Source organism: Pseudoxanthomonas japonensis (assembly GCF_043632995.1).
GTDB lineage: Bacteria > Pseudomonadota > Gammaproteobacteria > Xanthomonadales > Xanthomonadaceae > Pseudoxanthomonas_A > Pseudoxanthomonas_A japonensis.
Window position 1 is genome coordinate 2,114,240 of record NZ_CP171632.1, and the last position, 16,729, is coordinate 2,130,968.

Annotated in this window: 18 protein-coding genes and 1 pseudogene; 12 read left to right on the forward strand and 7 right to left on the reverse strand. The window is 60.7% G+C overall.

The genetic code is table 11. The features are described from left to right. Positions 1–84 precede the first annotated feature (84 nt). A complete protein-coding gene (locus ACGHX3_RS09595) occupies positions 85–282 on the reverse strand; it encodes a hypothetical protein (protein WP_394694824.1) in 198 nt (65 codons plus the stop codon). 177 nt (positions 283–459) lie between these two features. Between ACGHX3_RS09595 and ACGHX3_RS09600 the strand changes: the two genes are divergently transcribed. Further along, entirely contained in the window at positions 460–1,137 is a 678-nt protein-coding gene (locus ACGHX3_RS09600; protein ID WP_394697268.1) for a response regulator transcription factor, read from the forward strand. After that, complete coding sequence (locus tag ACGHX3_RS09605) at positions 1,134–2,429, forward strand: sensor histidine kinase (RefSeq protein WP_394694825.1); 1,296 nt, start codon at positions 1,134–1,136, stop codon at positions 2,427–2,429. Before ACGHX3_RS09600 ends, ACGHX3_RS09605 begins: the two co-directional genes overlap by 4 nt. On the opposite strand, the gene ACGHX3_RS09610 is transcribed toward ACGHX3_RS09605, so the two are convergent. Then, a complete protein-coding gene (locus ACGHX3_RS09610; RefSeq protein ID WP_394694826.1) occupies positions 2,426–2,692 on the reverse strand; it encodes a hypothetical protein in 267 nt (88 codons plus the stop codon). The genes ACGHX3_RS09605 and ACGHX3_RS09610 overlap by 4 nt on opposite strands. 60 nt (positions 2,693–2,752) lie before the next feature. Between ACGHX3_RS09610 and ACGHX3_RS09615 the strand changes: the two genes are divergently transcribed. The 4 genes and pseudogenes from ACGHX3_RS09615 to ACGHX3_RS09630 all read left to right on the forward strand — a co-directional run bounded on the left by ACGHX3_RS09615 (position 2,753) and on the right by ACGHX3_RS09630 (position 5,353). Further along, positions 2,753–3,190: an EamA family transporter gene (locus ACGHX3_RS09615; protein ID WP_394694827.1), complete on the forward strand. Its 438-nt coding sequence runs from the start codon at positions 2,753–2,755 to the stop codon at positions 3,188–3,190. 235 nt (positions 3,191–3,425) lie between these two features. After that, a pseudogene (locus ACGHX3_RS09620) lies at positions 3,426–3,995 on the forward strand (IS3 family transposase); the annotation flags it as partial. 243 nt (positions 3,996–4,238) lie between these two features. Next, on the forward strand, positions 4,239–4,511 hold the full coding sequence (locus tag ACGHX3_RS09625; protein WP_394694828.1) for a BPSL0761 family protein: 273 nt from the start codon (positions 4,239–4,241) through the stop codon (positions 4,509–4,511). A gap of 2 nt (positions 4,512–4,513) precedes the next feature. Further along, positions 4,514–5,353, forward strand: a complete 840-nt coding sequence (locus ACGHX3_RS09630) for an SseB family protein (protein ID WP_394694829.1) — start codon at positions 4,514–4,516, stop codon at positions 5,351–5,353. Between the two features lie 499 nt (positions 5,354–5,852). On the opposite strand, the gene ACGHX3_RS09635 is transcribed toward ACGHX3_RS09630, so the two are convergent. Continuing rightward, positions 5,853–6,956, reverse strand: a complete 1,104-nt coding sequence (locus tag ACGHX3_RS09635) for a hypothetical protein (protein ID WP_312767349.1) — start codon at positions 6,954–6,956, stop codon at positions 5,853–5,855. Between the two features lie 288 nt (positions 6,957–7,244). On the opposite strand from ACGHX3_RS09635, the gene ACGHX3_RS09640 reads away from it, so the two are divergent. The 5 genes from ACGHX3_RS09640 (at position 7,245) to ACGHX3_RS09660 (ending at position 13,278) form a co-directional block, all read left to right on the forward strand. After that, positions 7,245–8,344, forward strand: a protein-coding gene (locus ACGHX3_RS09640) for an IS3 family transposase (RefSeq protein WP_394694830.1) whose coding sequence is annotated in 2 segments (ribosomal slippage) — positions 7,245–7,503 and positions 7,503–8,344 — 1,101 coding nt in all. Because the reading frame shifts where the segments join, the coding sequence is not laid out codon by codon here. A gap of 77 nt (positions 8,345–8,421) precedes the next feature. Then, positions 8,422–9,057 (forward strand): hypothetical protein, encoded by a 636-nt coding sequence (locus ACGHX3_RS09645; protein ID WP_299347420.1) that lies wholly within the window; start codon positions 8,422–8,424, stop codon positions 9,055–9,057. Continuing rightward, a complete protein-coding gene (locus ACGHX3_RS09650) occupies positions 9,050–11,035 on the forward strand; it encodes a hypothetical protein (RefSeq protein WP_299347421.1) in 1,986 nt (661 codons plus the stop codon). Before ACGHX3_RS09645 ends, ACGHX3_RS09650 begins: the two co-directional genes overlap by 8 nt. After that, positions 11,025–11,945 (forward strand): ATP-binding protein, encoded by a 921-nt coding sequence (locus ACGHX3_RS09655; protein ID WP_312767345.1) that lies wholly within the window; start codon positions 11,025–11,027, stop codon positions 11,943–11,945. The genes ACGHX3_RS09650 and ACGHX3_RS09655 overlap by 11 nt, the downstream gene beginning before the upstream one ends. Positions 11,946–12,912: 967 nt before the next feature. After that, positions 12,913–13,278, forward strand: a complete 366-nt coding sequence (locus ACGHX3_RS09660; protein ID WP_299347423.1) for a hypothetical protein — start codon at positions 12,913–12,915, stop codon at positions 13,276–13,278. 30 nt (positions 13,279–13,308) lie between these two features. Here ACGHX3_RS09660 and ACGHX3_RS09665 read toward each other — a convergent pair whose 3' ends face one another. Both ACGHX3_RS09665 and ACGHX3_RS09670 read right to left on the reverse strand, forming a co-directional pair. Continuing rightward, positions 13,309–13,824 (reverse strand): lipocalin family protein, encoded by a 516-nt coding sequence (locus ACGHX3_RS09665; protein ID WP_299347424.1) that lies wholly within the window; start codon positions 13,822–13,824, stop codon positions 13,309–13,311. 73 nt (positions 13,825–13,897) lie between these two features. Continuing rightward, positions 13,898–14,617, reverse strand: coding sequence for an SOS response-associated peptidase (locus tag ACGHX3_RS09670; protein WP_299347425.1), 720 nt, complete (start codon positions 14,615–14,617; stop codon positions 13,898–13,900). Between the two features lie 115 nt (positions 14,618–14,732). Between ACGHX3_RS09670 and ACGHX3_RS09675 the strand changes: the two genes are divergently transcribed. Further along, positions 14,733–15,659: an SDR family oxidoreductase gene (locus ACGHX3_RS09675; RefSeq protein WP_299347426.1), complete on the forward strand. Its 927-nt coding sequence runs from the start codon at positions 14,733–14,735 to the stop codon at positions 15,657–15,659. A gap of 15 nt (positions 15,660–15,674) precedes the next feature. Here the strand turns inward: ACGHX3_RS09675 and ACGHX3_RS09680 are convergent, their stop codons facing one another. Together ACGHX3_RS09680 and ACGHX3_RS09685 are read right to left on the reverse strand one after the other, a co-directional pair. After that, positions 15,675–16,094: a hypothetical protein gene (locus ACGHX3_RS09680; RefSeq protein WP_394694831.1), complete on the reverse strand. Its 420-nt coding sequence runs from the start codon at positions 16,092–16,094 to the stop codon at positions 15,675–15,677. Between the two features lie 28 nt (positions 16,095–16,122). Beyond that, the gene (locus ACGHX3_RS09685; protein WP_299347428.1) at positions 16,123–16,722 is read right to left on the reverse strand and encodes a DNA-3-methyladenine glycosylase; all 600 of its coding nucleotides are present in this window, start codon (positions 16,720–16,722) and stop codon (positions 16,123–16,125) included. Between the last annotated feature and the right edge of the window lie 7 nt (positions 16,723–16,729).

Below are 16,729 nucleotides of genomic sequence, written 5' to 3' on the forward strand. Positions count from 1 at the left end.
ACACAGGGGGAGGGAAACGATGGTGCGCATGCTCAGGCACACTGTGTCCGATTGTGGTCGGAATGCTGTCGCCATCGTGTTAATTCACCGTTGGAGCCAGCTTGGGGCTCTCCGCATTGCGCCAGCATTCATCTGATAGGCATCCTTGTCACCGACGACTTCAATGCCGTCTAAAGTAGTGGCGTCTTGCGTGGCTTGTTGAGCCAGGGCGTTGCCACCGAGTGCCAGGGCCAGCGGCGCACCATACAAAGCACGGCCAATCAGCTGGGACAGCAGGTTCACGGGGGTCTTGCGGGTGGTTCGGGAACCGGACATCGGGGAGGGACTCCAGGTGGGAAAGGGTTGTTGCAAACAGCAACGCGAACGATTCGCATTAGAGTAGGTTTAGATATGTCAGATCCTTGTCAGACTGTGGCCGCACGTCGGGCTGCAGCCGCGCAGCGCCAGAACGGGCCCGCCATCCGGGTGCTGTTCGTGGAGGACAACCAGGGCTTGTTGGCCAACGTGTTCGACTTCTTGGAGAAGCGCGGCTTCGTACTCGACGCCGCTCCCGATGGGCCCTCGGGACTTCAACTGGCGTTGGAGGGTCAGTACGACGTGGTGGTGCTGGACTGGATGCTGCCGCGCATGGATGGCATCGAAGTCCTGCGTCGATTGCGCAATGCGGGTTCGGATGTCCCGGTATTGATGCTGACCGCACGCGATCAGATCGAGAGCAAACTGGCCGGTTTTGAGTCAGGCGCGGACGACTATCTGGCCAAACCGTTTGACATCACCGAACTGCAAGCGCGCCTGCAGGCACTCTCAGCCCGTCGCTCCGGTCGCCAGCGGGTGCTCAAAGTGGCCGACCTGACCTACAACCTGTCTACCCACGAGATCAGCCGGGGCGCACGCACGCTGCAGCTCTACAGCGGTAGTCGCGCGATCCTGGAGATCCTCATGCGCGAAAGCCCCAACGTCGTACCCAAGGGGCGGCTGGAAGCGGCAATCTGGGGCGAGGAACGACCTGACAGCGATATGCTGCGTACTCATGTGTACGAGCTGCGCCGCCGCCTGGACCTGCCCGGCGAGACGCCGCTGCTGCATACCATCAGTCGGGTCGGCTACCGCCTGTACCGCGCGGACGACACGCCGTGAAGCGTCGTCCGAGCCTTCGTCGCCGCTTGATCGTGGGCCTGTTGGCCTACATCGCCATCCTTTCGGCGGTGTTTGCCACGCACGGCTACTGGGTCAACGAACGCACAGAGCAGGCGGTGTGGGAGTCGCTGTTGCGCAGTGAGATGGAGTTCTTCACCACACGCCGGGCGCAGGACCCAGCCCACTTTGCGCCTAATACGGATCTGCTGAAGTTCTTCGATGGGAATACCCCGGCACCAATAGCGTTCGAACGGCTCGCTCCCGGGCTGCACGACGAGTTGGTGATCGGCGATCGCCAGTTTGTGGTGCTGGTGGAACAGGTGCCCAATCACCCGGGCAAACGGGTGCTGGCGCTGGACATCACCGATCAGGAGCAGGACGAGTTCGTGCTGGGCACGCGCCTCGGGGTGTCGGTTGCGTTGGTTGCGTTGCTCTTATCGGGGTTGATCTTCTGGGGCGTGGATCGCTTGATCAAACCGCTCACACAGCTGGTCAAGACGATACCCACGCTCAAACCTGATGGTCGCGATCCGCCGTTGGATGTGGCGCACTCAGCGCCGAGCGAAATTGCCCTGATGACCGAGGCGCTCAATGGCTACAGCCAACGAATTCGCGATCACATCGAGCGCGAGACGGAATTCATCAATCTGGCCAGTCACGAGTTGCGTACACCCGTTGCGGTGATCACCAACGCCATGCAGGTCGCCCTAGATCATGAGGACACTACCGATACGGTGCGGCCTTACCTCGAGCGCGCCCACCGCACCTCGGTAGAAATGGCCGAACTGTCGAACATGCTGTTGGCCCTGGCCCGTGACCCGGCCCGTATCCAGAAAGAAGCCCGGGAAGTGGATCTGGCTGAAGAACTGTCCAGCATTATCGAGGACCACACCCTCGTGGCCGACAACAAGGAACTGACCATCGTGTCGCAGTTGCAGGCACCGTTTCGCGTCGAGGCACCGCCGCAAGTGGTACGAGCCGTGATCAGCAATCTGCTGCGTAATGCGATCGAGAACAGCGATCGTGGGACAATCCTGATCCGGAACACCGGATTGGCTACGCTATCGATCCAGGACCCCGGGCATGGGATGTCCGGGGAGGAGATGAGCGCGCTCTACACCCGCCTGACACGGGGCGGCATCGTGCGCTCGGGAGGGATTGGACTGGGCTTGATCGCGCGCATCTGCCAGCACTTCGGTTGGATACTGCAACTGGATTCGCAAGTACAGGGCGGCACGGTGGCCAGCGTCACCTTCGTCCCGATCGCACAGGGACGTTCCCCAGAGCACTAGGCGGTTGGCGCCAGCGCCGCCCATTGCAGCCGCACCTGCAGCCCGCCCAGGGCCGAAGTACCCAGCGCGAGTTGGCCTTGCGTAGCCTCGATGATGTCGCGGGCAATGGACAGCTGAAGGAAACCGGATTGGAAGAGGGCTTGGTCTATGTCACCCAACAAGACCTCTGGCCGGCAGTAGATCGGGTGGTGCGTGGGCATGGTCTGGTGTCCCATCCTCTGGGAGAGCCGTACCAGGGCAGGGTGATATTCGAGGTCCGGCATCCACCTGTCATGTCCACGCCTACACAGGATCGCTAGCGCTTCGCTACCAGGAGAACGTGAATGCCAACGCCTGACCACTGGTTGCTCTGGGCACTGCTATCGGCGGTGTTTGCCGCGCTGACGGCCGTGTTGGCCAAGCTCGGAGTCAAAGATGTCGATGCCGATCTGGCCATGGCGTTGCGCACCCTGGTGGTGACAGCCTTGGTCGTGCCGTTGGTCTGGATCACCGGGAAATGGACCAATCCGCTGCAGCTACCCGCCCGCACACTCGGCTATCTGGTGCTTTCTGCCTTGGCCACCGGCGCGTCATGGTTGTGCTATTTCCGCGCCCTGCAGGTGGGGGAGGCCTTTCGTGTGGCCCCGGTCGACAAACTCAGCGTGGTGCTTGTCGCTGTGTTCGCCTTCTTCCTCTTGGGCGAGCGCCCCTCGCCGAAAGACTGGCTGGGCATTGGCCTGATGGTCGCGGGTTTACTGTTATTGGTGATCAGGAAGGGGTGAGGGGCCACGCGGCTCGCCCCCAAAGATGGCGTGGTTACGCCATTGACCAGTTCCTGTCGGCACCCGCACGCCGCTGTTCTGCTGATACGTTCCCTGGAGCAGGCGGGCAAGCGCTGTCGCGTATGTACATGCGGCATCGAAGGTAGGCAGGCTCGCCAGATCATCCCTCAGACCACGGCTGACCCACCAGCGCCCCTCGCGCTCTCTTACGTAGTACTAGATTCGTGGCATCGTGAAGAAGGTGCTGCTGGGCGAGCGCCAACCCTTGCTTCGGCCGGAAGCAGCCAACCAAGTCTGGTCGATGGACTTTGCGTTCGATCGCACCGCCGAGGGTCGTGTGCTCAAGGCGCTGACCATCGTGGACGATGCCACGCACGAGGCGGTGGCGATCGAAGTGGAGCGGGCCATCTCGGGCCACGGCGTGGCACGGGTGCTGGACCGGCTGGCGTTGATCCGTGGCCTGCCGCAGGTGATCCGGACCGACAACGGCAAGGAGTTCTGCGGCAAGACGATGGTGACGTGGGCCCACGAACGCGGTGTGCAGCTACGTTTGATCCAGCCAGGCAAGCCGAACCAGAACGCCTACATCGAAAGTTTCAACGGCCGCCTGCACGACGAATGCCTCAACGAGCACTGGTTCCCGACGCTGCTGCACGCCCGCACCGAGATCGAGACCTGGCGCAGGGAATACAACGAGGAGCGACCAAAGAAGACCCTGGGTGGCCTGACCCCGGCCGCTTACGCCGAACAACTGGCGGCCAAAGCCGCTACGATGAGCCCGGACTCTAAAGAGCCCCGCTACTGAAAGCGGGGGAACGTCGCCAGTTGCTCGGGGAGCACCAGGTTCGCGGCCGTCGCTGCCACGCCGCTAGTGGAGGCGAAAGCTACGCCTCATTAGTACCAGTCCTTACATAAGGAATGTTATGCGAAGTAAGTAGTTGATTTTACTATCAATTGTTACCGAAAGCAACTGACCTAAGCCCTGCATCCCCAGCGGCAGCGGAAATCTGTAAGCTAAGTATTCCTTAGTGCAAGCTCAGACATCCGCATGACCATGCCCGCCGAACGCACACGCAACATGCTGCAGGCCGGCGCGTTCCTGAGAGAACTCGCCGCCAGCAAGGCCGTGCCCAAATCGATTCGGGAAGAGGCGTACCGACTGCTTCGGCACTATCCGACGGTCAGCGACATCGAAGCCATTGCCCAGCATGAAGAACGGCTGCGGGAGCTGACCCAGTCGGCTTTCGTACGCCCATATCTGACCAGCCAGATCGAGCCGGACTGGTTCCGCGGCTGCCCGCTCGGTCCACATCGCATCTGACCATGAAGCGACCGAGCAGGCCGCGCGGAAGAGGGACCACGGCTGCGGAAGCGGCCCTGGAGGCTTCGTTTGAACGGGCCCGTGACAGCGCGACTGAGGAGCTCGCATTCTTCAAGCGGCTGATGGATGCGATCGTATACGTGCATGCACCCGTTTCGGACGACGCTCGGACATTGCGGCTGGTCCAGTTCCGCCACCCCGACGGATTCGATGCGATCCCTTTCTTTACCTCGCTAGGCAAGGCGCAGGTGGCCAGCTCGGCTGCCGTCAAAATTCTGGGAGTGTCAGGCCGTGAGTTGCTAACCGGTACGCGCGGCGCGACCTTGATGCTCAATCCCAACGATGGTGGGGTTGTTTTTTATCCAGAGGAAATTGCGACATGGCTGGATAGGGGATTTCTCGCCCGTGTGGAGCGACTGGCGCCGGTGGAGTTCGCCGTGAGACCTGCCCAGGGCGCACCGGCTTGGCTCGCTCCGGCCATCAGCCGCAGCCTCGAGCACGCCAACTTCGTCTCGTCGGCGTACCTCCTGGAAACGCACTCGTCAGCGGGCGCTGAGCAGCCACCCGGGCTGTTGGTCTGGCTGGTGGTTGACCTGGCGTTCGCCGAGCGGGCAGCTCGTCTGGTGGCCACTGCCATACAGCCCTTATGCGCCGACTTAGATGTCATCATCGACCTGGCAGTCCACGACGTATCGCAGCCTTTGCCGGCGGGCTTGGACCGGACCCGCGAGGGCTTGGCCGACGTCGACGCTGGACGGACGATCCCGCACGAGGATCTGCTGCGATGGGTCAGGCAGCTGTTCGAGCGTACTGCTGGTGCCCGAGCCGCCGATCAGATTTGAGGCGTCTGTTGGGAGGAAGTTTGAATGCGGGGCATTTGTTGGCTGATCAGGCCTGGCCAACTACGCCGATCGCGCTAGGTACCACTAGCCGCAAAGAGTTCTGTCGTCGAATTTGGGGCAGCTTGCTGGTAGCGCTCTGAGAACGGGGCGGATTGTTGGAGGCTTATCGACGCTGGGGCATTTGTTGGAGCCAGTCGGGGCATCTGCTGGCTGCCAGTGGGGCGATTCAGTGTCGGCAATCAGCGTTTCAGGAACTGCAACCGGGCTCAGCAAAGTTGTGACGGATATATAAGGGAGTAACGTTATTAGTATCAGCAACTTACACTCAGCGAATCTTGCTCATATAACTCTTTTGCTCGGTAACACGCGGTCAGCAAAGTTGTGACTTTTGGCGGACGAGCGGACAGGTTGTGACTTTTCTTAGGCGCCGGGAATTCATCGAAATATTGGAGAAAATGCTGCATCCAACAGTCCGCAGAAGTCTTTGTGAGTTCAGGAACTATGCGGCACCGCCTTTGGATCGGTGATGCATGACTGCCCGGCAAGTCGATCTTGGCTTGTTTATAGCAATATTGGTCTTGCCTGTGGCCTTAAATAGAAGTGATTTCTCATACTCGCCGGCAATGTGTTCATGTGCTCGTGAAATGCTTTCATCCAGAACTCGAAGCGCCGCGCGAATGCAAGTTGCTGAAGGAGACATGGCGGTTAAATCCTCCCATGAGATCTTCGTAGCTCCTTCGGAGTACCGATCCGGCAAGGGGTGTCCGATCCGCTCATACCAACGCTCGCCCGCGGCGTAGAGACATGCGCAGGCATCCGACGCTTCCTCACTTTTTTCCATCAGGAAAGGAAGAGGATAAAGATGCTCAAAGCTATCCGGAAGCACGCATGGCGCACATCGATCCCCAAGTCGAGCGACTCTAACAACCAGCCACTGGAGTCCGCCGCGAAGTTTTATAGAAAGATTTCTCGCGTCTTCAAATTCCCTGCTGAAAAATGAGTCGATGAACTCATTGACTGCTCTATCAGCCAAGATGTGAGCCAGGTGGTGGTCGGGATATCGCCTCCAGGTTATTTCCCGGTGGAAGGCGATGAGGAAGAGTAACGTCGACGGCGTAGCGGCTTTGACAAGCGCTGCCATGTTCCTATCTTTCATATCCGTATAAAAGGCAGGATCGCGCAGTCTTGCCGCTTCAATGACCTGACCCGGCACGAAAATAAGATCGCGCTCATTCAGGTAGGCCAGTAGTGTCTCTCGTGAGTGCAGGAGGGGAGGTAGCTCAGGCTCTGTATAGCCGACAAATTTTTTAAGAAGCCATTGACGTGAGTTTGGAACTCGCTCCTCGACGCGTTCAACGAGATTGAACTTCTGCCCACTATCGTCAAATTCCATCCAGTATTTGCCGTCGGGATTCTTTCCTTTCGCGACCTCTTCAAAAACCCGCGGCGCCATGCGTGCGGTCAAGGTCCCCGAACGATCTGTCGTGGGGAGGAGAAGGGTTCTATCCAACCAACGGACATTTCCGCCCTGCGATTTCTGCAGAAAGCGAGTCCACAGGATGGATCCCCCGGTTAAAATTGCGCTAGCAGAATCGACGTTCATGCGCTAGGCCTGGATTGAAATTTAAACCACAAGCCTCGGATCAGTTTCCAGATGGCTTAAGCGGTTAGGCTTCTCCGAGTGAAGCCTCAAGAGAATTTAACGATTCCCTAACAAAAAAGAGCCCGCCACTGCAATGGTCGGACTCTTTGGGCCAGGTCGTGGAGGACCTGTTGATGCCATCGTCAATATACACCCCTTCCCGCCAAGCGGGTCAAGGTCGCGACGTCCCCCCAATTTTGAGTAGCACCGCGATCTGGAGTCCAATCCCCAACCACAAGGAGATTGGACGTGAAGAAGCGCTTTTCCGAAGAACAGATCATCGGCTTCCTGCGTGAGGCCGAAGCCGGCCTGCCGGTCAAGGACCTGTGCCGCCGGCACGGCTTCAGCGAAGCCTCGTACTACCTGTGGCGCAGCAAGTTCGGCGGCATGAGCGTGCCCGACGCCAAGCGGCTGAAGGAGCTGGAGGCGGAGAACACCCGGCTGAAGAAGCTGCTGGCCGAGCAGGTGTTCGAGAACGACGTGATCAAGGACGCCCTGCGAAAAAAGTGGTGACTGCACCGGCTCGACGGGAGCTGGTGCGGCATCTGGTGGCCAAGGGCCTGAGTGAGCGGCGGTCGCTGGCGGTGGTGCGCATGAGCGCCAGCGCGTACCGCTATGCGCCGCGTCCGGACCGCAACGTCGAGCTGCGGGCGCGGATCCTGGCGCTGGCGCAGCGGCACAGGCGCTACGGCGTCGGGATGATCCACCTCAAGCTTAGGCAAGCGGGACTGCTCGTGAACTACAAGCGCGTCGAACGGCTGTACCAGGAGGCGAAGCTGCAGGTGCGGCGCCGCAAGCGCAAGAAGGTGTTGCCGGGCGAGCGTCAGCCACTTATCCGGCCGCTGGCCGCCAACCAGGTGTGGTCGATGGACTTCGTGTTCGACCGCACTGCCGAAGGCCGGGTCATCAAATGCCTGACGATCGTCGACGACGCCACCCACGAGGCGGTGGCGATCGAAGTCGAGCGGGCGATCTCCGGCTTGGGCGTAACACGCGTGCTGGATCGCCTGGCGCTCGCCCGTGGCTTGCCGCAGGTGATCCGCACCGACAACGGCAAGGAGTTCTGCGGCAAGGCCATGGTCGTCTGGGCGCACCAGCGCGGTGTGCAGCTACGACTGATCCAGCCCGGGAAGCCCAACCAGAACGCCTATGTCGAGTCCTTCAACGGGCGGCTGCGGGACGAGTGTCTCAACGAACACTGGTTCACCCACCTGCTGCACGTCCGGACGGTCATCGAGACCTGGCGCCGGGAGTACAACGAGGAGCGGCCGAAGAAGGCACTCGGCGGCCTAACACCGAGCGCCTACGCGAAGCAACTGGCATCCGCTACCATCAACCCCGGACTCTAAATCGCCCCGCTACTGAAAGCGGGGGGACGTCGGTCGTACCCGCTTTTCTGCCGCCGTATGTCTGCGCGGTCACGTCGATGGGTAAGACGCCGGCGCAGAAGAAGCGCAACCAATACCTGGCAGCCGTGCGTGCCAGAGGAGCCAGCGGCTACAACCTCTGGTTTGTCAGGCCTCCGCAGGACGGGCAGGCACTGCCGTTGACACTGGCCTCAGACATCGAGCTAGAGGCCTTCTTCTACCTGGAAGGTTCACCGGAGCTGGTATCCGTCGACTATTCGCCCCTTCGCCACGGTCTGGCACCCGCTCAAGAGAGGCGGCGTCACTTTGCCACCGTCAGCACGCTCGAGGGGGCCGAGTTCGACGTCGACCTAGACCCTGAGGCCGATAAGGCATCGGTGGCGGGCCGGCGATTGATCAACCTTGCCACGCTGAATAGGGCGAAGGTACGCATCCAAAGCTGGCGCGCCATTGTCCCCACGCTAAACCGGTGCCGATCCCACAGTTTGGCCCCGGTGATCATCCGGTGCCGGCAACTGCTGGAAGAACGAGGCCAACTCGAGGTTCGTGATCTGTGCCAACAGCTGGCCACTGAGCCCACTGCGCTAGTCACGGGCGCAGTGGCCACGCTGTTGCGTGCTCGCGAGATCCAAAGCGACGTGGATATTCACCTGTGGGGTCCGAACACGGTGTTGCGGGCACAGCACGATGGGTAAGCGCCTGACCCTGAAGACGACGCCTCCGGAGCGTTTGGATCTGGCTAGCTGGGTCATGCCGTCGCTGGAAGGGCTGGATTCGGCCCAGCAGAAACGGTTTTATTCGCTCAAGGACGCCATCACCTCCTATGTGGGTGGTGAGCGGATCACGCCTCTGCTGCAGCAGTTGTCGATCTGGAAAGAGGTCTTCTATCGCGCCTACGATAAGTGTGTCGCGCTCGACGAGCGGGGCAGACCGATCGGCTGGGTGGGGCTCCTTCCAAACCTTGAGATGCAGCCGCGGCAGCGACGAAAGCCATTGCCGCAGCATCAATGCAAAGGACTCGCAGGAGCCCTTGGGCTTTTCCTGAGCCAGAACGGCGAGATCGCCGAGGCATTGAATAACTACCTACTGCTCAATGCCAAACGAAAACCCGGCGGTGAAGCGGGGATCAGGCACAAATCGGTGCACATGGAGTTCCTTCGTCTATGCAAGGCCAAGGATCCAGACGAGCAGTCCTGGCCGTTTAAATCCCGTCGGCGTGGGGCAGGGGCTGTTCGTAAGTTCACCAATACTTTTCTGATCAGTCACTACGACGCGATCGTGGCGACCCAGTACGGCGACAAAGCTGCGACCAAGTCAAAAGCCGGGAATGGCCACGTCTCCCGCCTGACGGCCTGCATGCCGATGGACATCGTCGAGATTGACGAGCATGCCATGGGCTGCATCGGCACGGTCAGAATCCAGACACCCGAGGGCTCACGCTTCCTGGATGCAGGACGGATGAAGCTCCTGTTGCTGGCCGATCGCCACAAGGGCTGGATCATGGCGTTCAAGGTGATCTTCCGCGAGGAGGCCAACGCTGGCGATGCGATGGACGTCCTGCATGCCGGCATGGTCGGTGAACCCGACTGGGCGCATCGTGCGGAAGATCAGCGCCCGACACGTCCGCTGGCAGATCTAGATGACCGTTTCGGGTGGTGTGGGTTCAATTGCCTGCTGCTGGACAATGCGCTCATCCATCTGGCAGAGGAACTGGTTTCTCGCGTGATGGCGCTGAGCGGATGCGCGATGAATTTTGGACCGGTGAAGACCCCCGCCAGACGTCAGCTCGTGGAGCGCATCTTCAATGAACTAGAGCGGGCAGGCTTCAAACGGCTCCCGCAGACCACCGGTGCGGGTCCGTTGGATCCGAAGCGCCAAAACGCTGAAGCTGCGGCGCGAGCATGCGTGGTGTCCGAGCGCGAGATCGTGGGCCTTGTAGTCAATCTGGTGCGCAAGTTCAACGAGAAGGCGGGAAAAGCCAACTTGGCAGCCAGCCCCGCCCAGCGCATGCATGCCCTCATCTGTGGGCCCGAACGAGATCAATACCTGTTCCCCTTTCTACCGCCTTTGCGGGAGGGAGAGGCGGATTTATCCAAGTCGATCGCACAGGCGAAAATCCGTGGCAACAAAAGCACAGGTCGTCGCCCTTACTTCACCTTCCTGGATGTCGACTACACCAACCCAGGGATGTCAAAAGACTGGGCGCTGTTGGGTCAGACGGCAGACCTGCATGTAGTACGCACCAATGTTCGCTATGTGGACGCCTTTCACCAAGGGCGACCTGTAGGGACATGCCAGGCCGGCGGTCGCTGGCGCTGGAGCGATCATTCGATTGACCTGCGGCGCCATATCAATCAGCTGCTTCGCGAGGGCTATATCGATAACGACAGGAATGACGATGTCGTAGCTGCGTTCTTGCAAAAAGTCGCAGCTGACAATGCCAAGGTCAAAGAAAAGGGCAAGTCCAAGCCGTCCAAGGCTGACGTGCGACAAATGGGCGACCACAACGCCCGCCGCGACATTCCCAATGACGTAGCCACAACGACGACCCAGGAGCGGGAGGCCGAGGCTGCAGTGAATGAGCTGCTGGATCGGGCAAGTGAATCAAGCAGTTCCAACTACCTTCCGTGGGATGACATCGGCGCTCTCAATGGGGATCGCAATGACTATTGACGAAATTATGAACTTACGTGCTCAGGTATGGGATGAGCATCCGCTGATTACTGAAACCGCAATTCTCCCCACCTTCGCGGGCAAGGACGTTGTTGCTCGTGTATGGGAGGTGGCCCGCAAGGGTCGAGCATCCATTGCCTTCTTCGCCCAACCGCTATCGGGTAAGAGTACATGTACCAGGCTTATTGCGGCGGAAATGAAGAGGAAAAAACCGGGTTGCGGCGTGATGGTCTATGAGGCAGCTGAGGACGACCGTCCGGCGGAAGGACGATTAATCTCGGACATTCTTAACAAGATGAATTATGCGCCGAAGATTGCCTCAGACTTGGCTGGCAAACGTACGCAGTTGCATCGCGCCCTTCTAGCCATGTCAGGGGAGTCCAGACACCTTTTCTTGATCTTCGATGAGGCCCAAGATTTGAGCTGTCGCGAGTTTGCAGCGCTTAAATCTGTCATCAACCGTCTGGTGAGAGAGCTGGTAAAGGTCACGGTTGTTCTGTTCGGGCAGGTTGAGCTGAAAGAGAAAAAGAAACAATTGAAAGCCGCCAGATCGGACCTCGAGAAGCGTTTTATGGCCGAGTTGCTTGAGTTCAAAGGGATCCAGAATGCGGCTGAGCTGGAGCCGCTGCTCGCGGCGATTGACACTAGGTCTGAGTTTCCCACAGGTTCTGGCCTTAGCTACCTGCATCTGCTGCTGCCCAGATTCTACGAAGGCGGTGGGCGGCTCGCCGGTTGCGGTAACCTGTTTTGGCACGAACTCCAACAGCGGCGTTTGCCAGGTATTGGAACCGTGGTGGACATGTCCAGCGTCGCCAGTTTTTTGGCCTCACTCGTCATCCACTTGCGTAACCTAGACAGCGCAGACTTGAAGAATACGCCGGAGCTGCTTCGGCAAATTCATGTCGTCTGATGGCGCGGAGGTGATGGGGTTTTTCCCCTACCTTCCAGAGCACTGGGAGAATAACTCCCTTTTAGGTTCATACGCGGCGATCGGCCGATTCAACCTGTGCCGTGCGTACGACGTTGCAAAGCATATTGAGCAGCCATTGCAGGCTATGCAACCGCGTCGGCCGCCCTCGACCACCCACCTGCTCGAATTCATGAGTTGGGTAGCAAAACTGGAGGTTGCGACCGAGGAGGTTTTGCATCCACTGCTTCGGCGCGTCATCGCCAAAGCAAGACAGGACCTTGCTGAAGTGCCTCTAGATTGGTGGCGACATCACATCGTCTGGTGCCCGGCCTGCATGAAGCTAGACCATCACAAAGCCATCCATCAACATCGCGCACTTTGGTTCTGTCCTGTGCACCATGTAAGGCTCGAGCAGTTCTGTCGCGCGTGTGGCCAGCACAACGGCTATCGCGTGCTCTGGGATTGTGAGCCCTTTATCTGCCGCTGCGGCAGTCGCATAGATGGTGCGCCCGAGCAAACACCTTGGCCTCGGGCGCTTCGCGAAGCACCTTCGCTGGATACTCGGCTGACCTGCAGGGTGGCTGAGCAGGTTTGGGTCGCAGGCCTGCCTTGGAATGCCAGTCCGCCTCGTCCGTTGGGCATATCGCCAAACGATGTTCGCATCTATTTTGCCGAATCAATGCGAAGCGCCACTCGCTCGCTCCAAAGCCGAGTATTGGGGCGATACTTCCGATTCCTAAGGCCTTCGGAAATCCCCCGGCGCTCGAACTGCACGCACGATGAGGCGATTTCTCGCATTGCCGCCCACGTGCGTACCGTGGCGATGCTGTCGGGACACGCGTGCATCGGCGAGTTGGCAGGCCCCTCATTGGAGCGTACGTATCTGTGCCCCTGTCATGCCGGTTTCTCTCTTTGGCTCCAGCGGAGCAGGAGCCGCAGACTGCAACACGCCCCTTGGTCGAAGCACGTGAATCTCATGACCTATGAAGGGTCGCATCTTGGCGTGTGCTTATCGGTCTGCTGGCTGGCCCATGTCCAGGCGCAGCTTATGGATCAAGACTGCGCCGCCCAGATGGTGGAGGCTTTCTGGGATGTGCCAGACGAGGCGGGCTTACCTAGTCCGGCCGACGAAAAGATTCCCAACACACGCGCCTTTGTGTCCCATACCTTTCAGTGGATGGCCATTCGGTGCCGCCACGTAAGCGGGCAGGTGACCCGCATGGGCGAGCGCTTGGCTGCGTTGGGAGGGCGATCACTTCCCCACGCACAGGACGATGTGCTGGCCGATGCCCGCTGGATCATGGATCAACTCGGGGCATCGGCACGCCGATAGCCCTTGAATGCTCACCGTACTCCTACCGCGTCAGCCCAGCTCCGTATTGCTGACGGGCATGCCGCGGTGCGGCGTGGTGATGAGCGAGCTCAGGTCGAACCCCTTCTCGCGGGCCGTACCCAGATACTCGTCCCTGACTGAGGCCGAGACCACCGCTTCACGGGCCAGCAGCCACAGATACTTGTGGTCGGGCGAGCCCACCAAGGCATAGCGATACTCCTCATCCAGACGCAAGATCCAGTAATCACCCTTGGTGAACGGTATCCACTTCAGCCCATCGGGCATGAAGGACACTTCCAGTTTGGCCCCGTGCGAACCGTCGACCACGGTCGCCTCACCGATCGACTGATGCGCCTTGCCATCCCCATCCCGCGCACGGTTGTCCACCCTGACGTTGCCGTCTTCGTTCAAGGAGTAGGTCGCGGTGATGTCCGTGTAATCCTCTGGCTCATGACGCATCGGCAAGCGGGCGATTTCATACCAGGTGCCGATATAGCGATTCAGATCCACCAGGGTCACGGTAGAGGGCTCATTGGAATGCGTCATGGCGGACTCACCGGGCTAGGGAAGATGTCCGCGAGGCTAGAGGGCGGGCCGTGAAGGCGCCGTTTCAGCCCGGCTAGTCGTCCTCCCACGCCTCATCCTCGTCCTGGTCGGCGAGCGGCGTGTCATCGGGCATGACAGGCTCGAGCAGCGTGTAATCGTCTGCCTCGGGTTTGGCTATCGCGCGGCTGACGGTATAGCTCTCCAGCGTCGGGACCAGCCCATGTCGCAGCAGCGATTGCGGCGTAGAGATAGAGCCGCTGAGCCAGCGCATCGCCGCTTTGCCTTCCAGGAAGATCGGTCCGTCCGGCGTCAGGGGAGCAGGAATGCTCGCATTGGGCGCGGTCAGTATCGCGAATGAATGCAGCACGCCTTCCTCACCCTCCCAGCGCTCCCAGAGCCCAGCGGCCAGCAAGGCATTGCCGTCAGCGCGCTGGATGAAGTGAGGCCACGGCGGTTTTCGCTGCCGATCCCATTTGTAGTAGCCACTCAGGGGCACCAGGCAATGTCGCTGCTTCCATGCATCGGCAAAGATGCGACTGCGCGGGGCGCGCTCCAGCCGTGCGGTCACGGTGGTGTAGCGGGTGAAAGGTGTCTTGGACCAGCGTGGGACCAGGCCCCAGACCATGTCAGCCACCACGATCATCCGGCCCTCGGCCATGGCCACCACCTGCGCCGGTTTGCCTTTGCCCACGTTGTAGCGATCAGGTCCAGCCACCAGCGCATGCTCGATGGCCTGCGGAAGGTCTCCGTCAAGCTGGTCCGGCTGGGCAATGGCCTGGGCGAATCGTCGCATGCCCGCAGGCTAGCGCTGGCTTGGTGAGCTTGGGGTCTAGGCGGGGCATCTGCGTTCACCTTATGCGCATGCCTAGGCACTTACGGTCAGGCTTTCCGACTGCGAGATCGCCGCCATGAAGCACAAGCCGCTTAACGAGCAGGTCATCGTCATCACCGGCGCCTCCAGCGGCATAGGCTTGTGCACGGCCTTGCTCGCCGCCGAGCGCGGGGCGCAGGTTGTCCTGCTTGCCCGAAGCGGCCAGACACTGGATGAAATCGTCCAGGCCATTGCAGTGGAAGGGGGCAGGGCGCATGCGATGACGGTCGATGTGTCCGACCGGGAAGCATTGCAGCGCACCCTGATCGAGATTCTCACCTTGCATGGCCGCATCGACACGTGGGTCAACAATGCAGGTGTGGCGATCTACGGCAAGCTGGACCAGGTCACCGAGGCTGACAGCAAGCGACTGTTCGAGATCAATTTCTGGGGCGTGGTGAACGGCTCGCTGTTGGCGTTGCCGGCTCTGCAGTCCGCCCAAGGCACGCTGATCAATGTTGGAAGCGAGGTATCCGAAGCGGTGGTGCCGCTGCAGGGGATGTATTCGGCCTCCAAGCATGCGGTAAAAGGTTTCACCGATGCGCTGCGCGTGGAGTACGAGCACGTCGATGAGGCGCCGGTGTCCATCGTGCTCATCCAACCCACCGCGGTGAACACCCCGTATCCGCAACACGCCCGCAATTACCTGCCCAGCGAGCCCAAGCTGCCCAGTCCGTTGATCGATCCACACCGCGTGGCCGAGGCCATTCTGGAGGCGGCGGTGGAGGGCGGGCGCAACATCAAGGTAGGCGCCATGGCCCACCTCAATACGGCCACCAGCAACGTGCTGCCGGCCTTGGCCGATCGGATGTCGGCCTTGCAGGCCAAGCGCCAGCAACACGATCAGGCCCCACGCGATCCGGATGGCACCCTGTTCAAGGCCGGCCACAGCGGCCGGGTTTATGGTGTATCCAAGGATGGCGAGATCCTGGATACCACGGCCGATCCGCGCTCACAGGGCTAAGTCATCACGCAGGCCTCAGCCGGTGCGCTCGGCGATGCCGCGCACGCTGAGCTCCCGCGCAATGGCCTGCTCCATCGTGGTGCGATCATCGCCTTGCATGCCACGCAGCAGCGGCTTGCTGGCATGGTCGATCGCCCGCCAGAACACCAACGCATCCTCGGTGGCATAGGGCAGCTCCTCCAGCGCGGCCAGGAAGGTATCCCACGCCGGCCCGCCCAGTCGCTGCTGGGCGGCGGTACCACGATCAATCCCTAGCAACTGTGCCAAGGCCTGAAGCCGTTCGTAGACCTCCGGCTGCAGAGCCGTGGGCGATTCTTCATACACCTGCGCCCACAACCGCTCCAGAAAATGGTGCGGGTCTTCGGTGAGTGAGCCCGTGCGAATGGCGTGTTCGGCCTCGGACAGGCTGGCGGTGATCTGATCGTGGCTCAACATGGCAGCGCTCGGAGTAGGGTGAGTGTGCTCAATCGGGCATGAAGCGCTTGGGCGGTCGGGAGACGTGGCGGTGGTCCGGGACGTGCCACCGCCACAGATGCGTGGTGGCCTTGGATATCCCGATGCGCGGCGTACTGGCGGGGTGCCTTGGGGGCGGCGTGCCGTCATCGCCCACCCAGACGCCCCTATCACGGGTCACCAGATCGGCGCCGTTGAGCTCCAAGGTGATGCCAAGTCCCTGCGCCAAGCGACCGGGCCCACTTCCAAGTTCTCGATCTTGCCGGGGGTGCCCGCGGGCATCCCGGATGGCCTCCACGCGCTGCACGGGCTCGATAGCCCGCAACAACACGCCATACCCTTCGCCCACCTCACCGCACACGGTATTGGCGCACAGGTGGATGCCATAGCTCAGGTACACATAGAGGTGGCCGGCCGGGCCGAACATGGTGGCGTTGCGCACGGTCTTGCCGTGGTAGGTGTGGGCCGCGGGATCTTCAGCGCCGCAATAGGCCTCCACTTCCACGATCCTGCCGGCGCGCCCGTCCGGGGCGACGATGATTTTGTTGAGCAGTTCGGGGGCCACCACGCGCGGATCGCGCCGGTAAAACGAGCGAGGCAGGGCTTTCACGGACCGC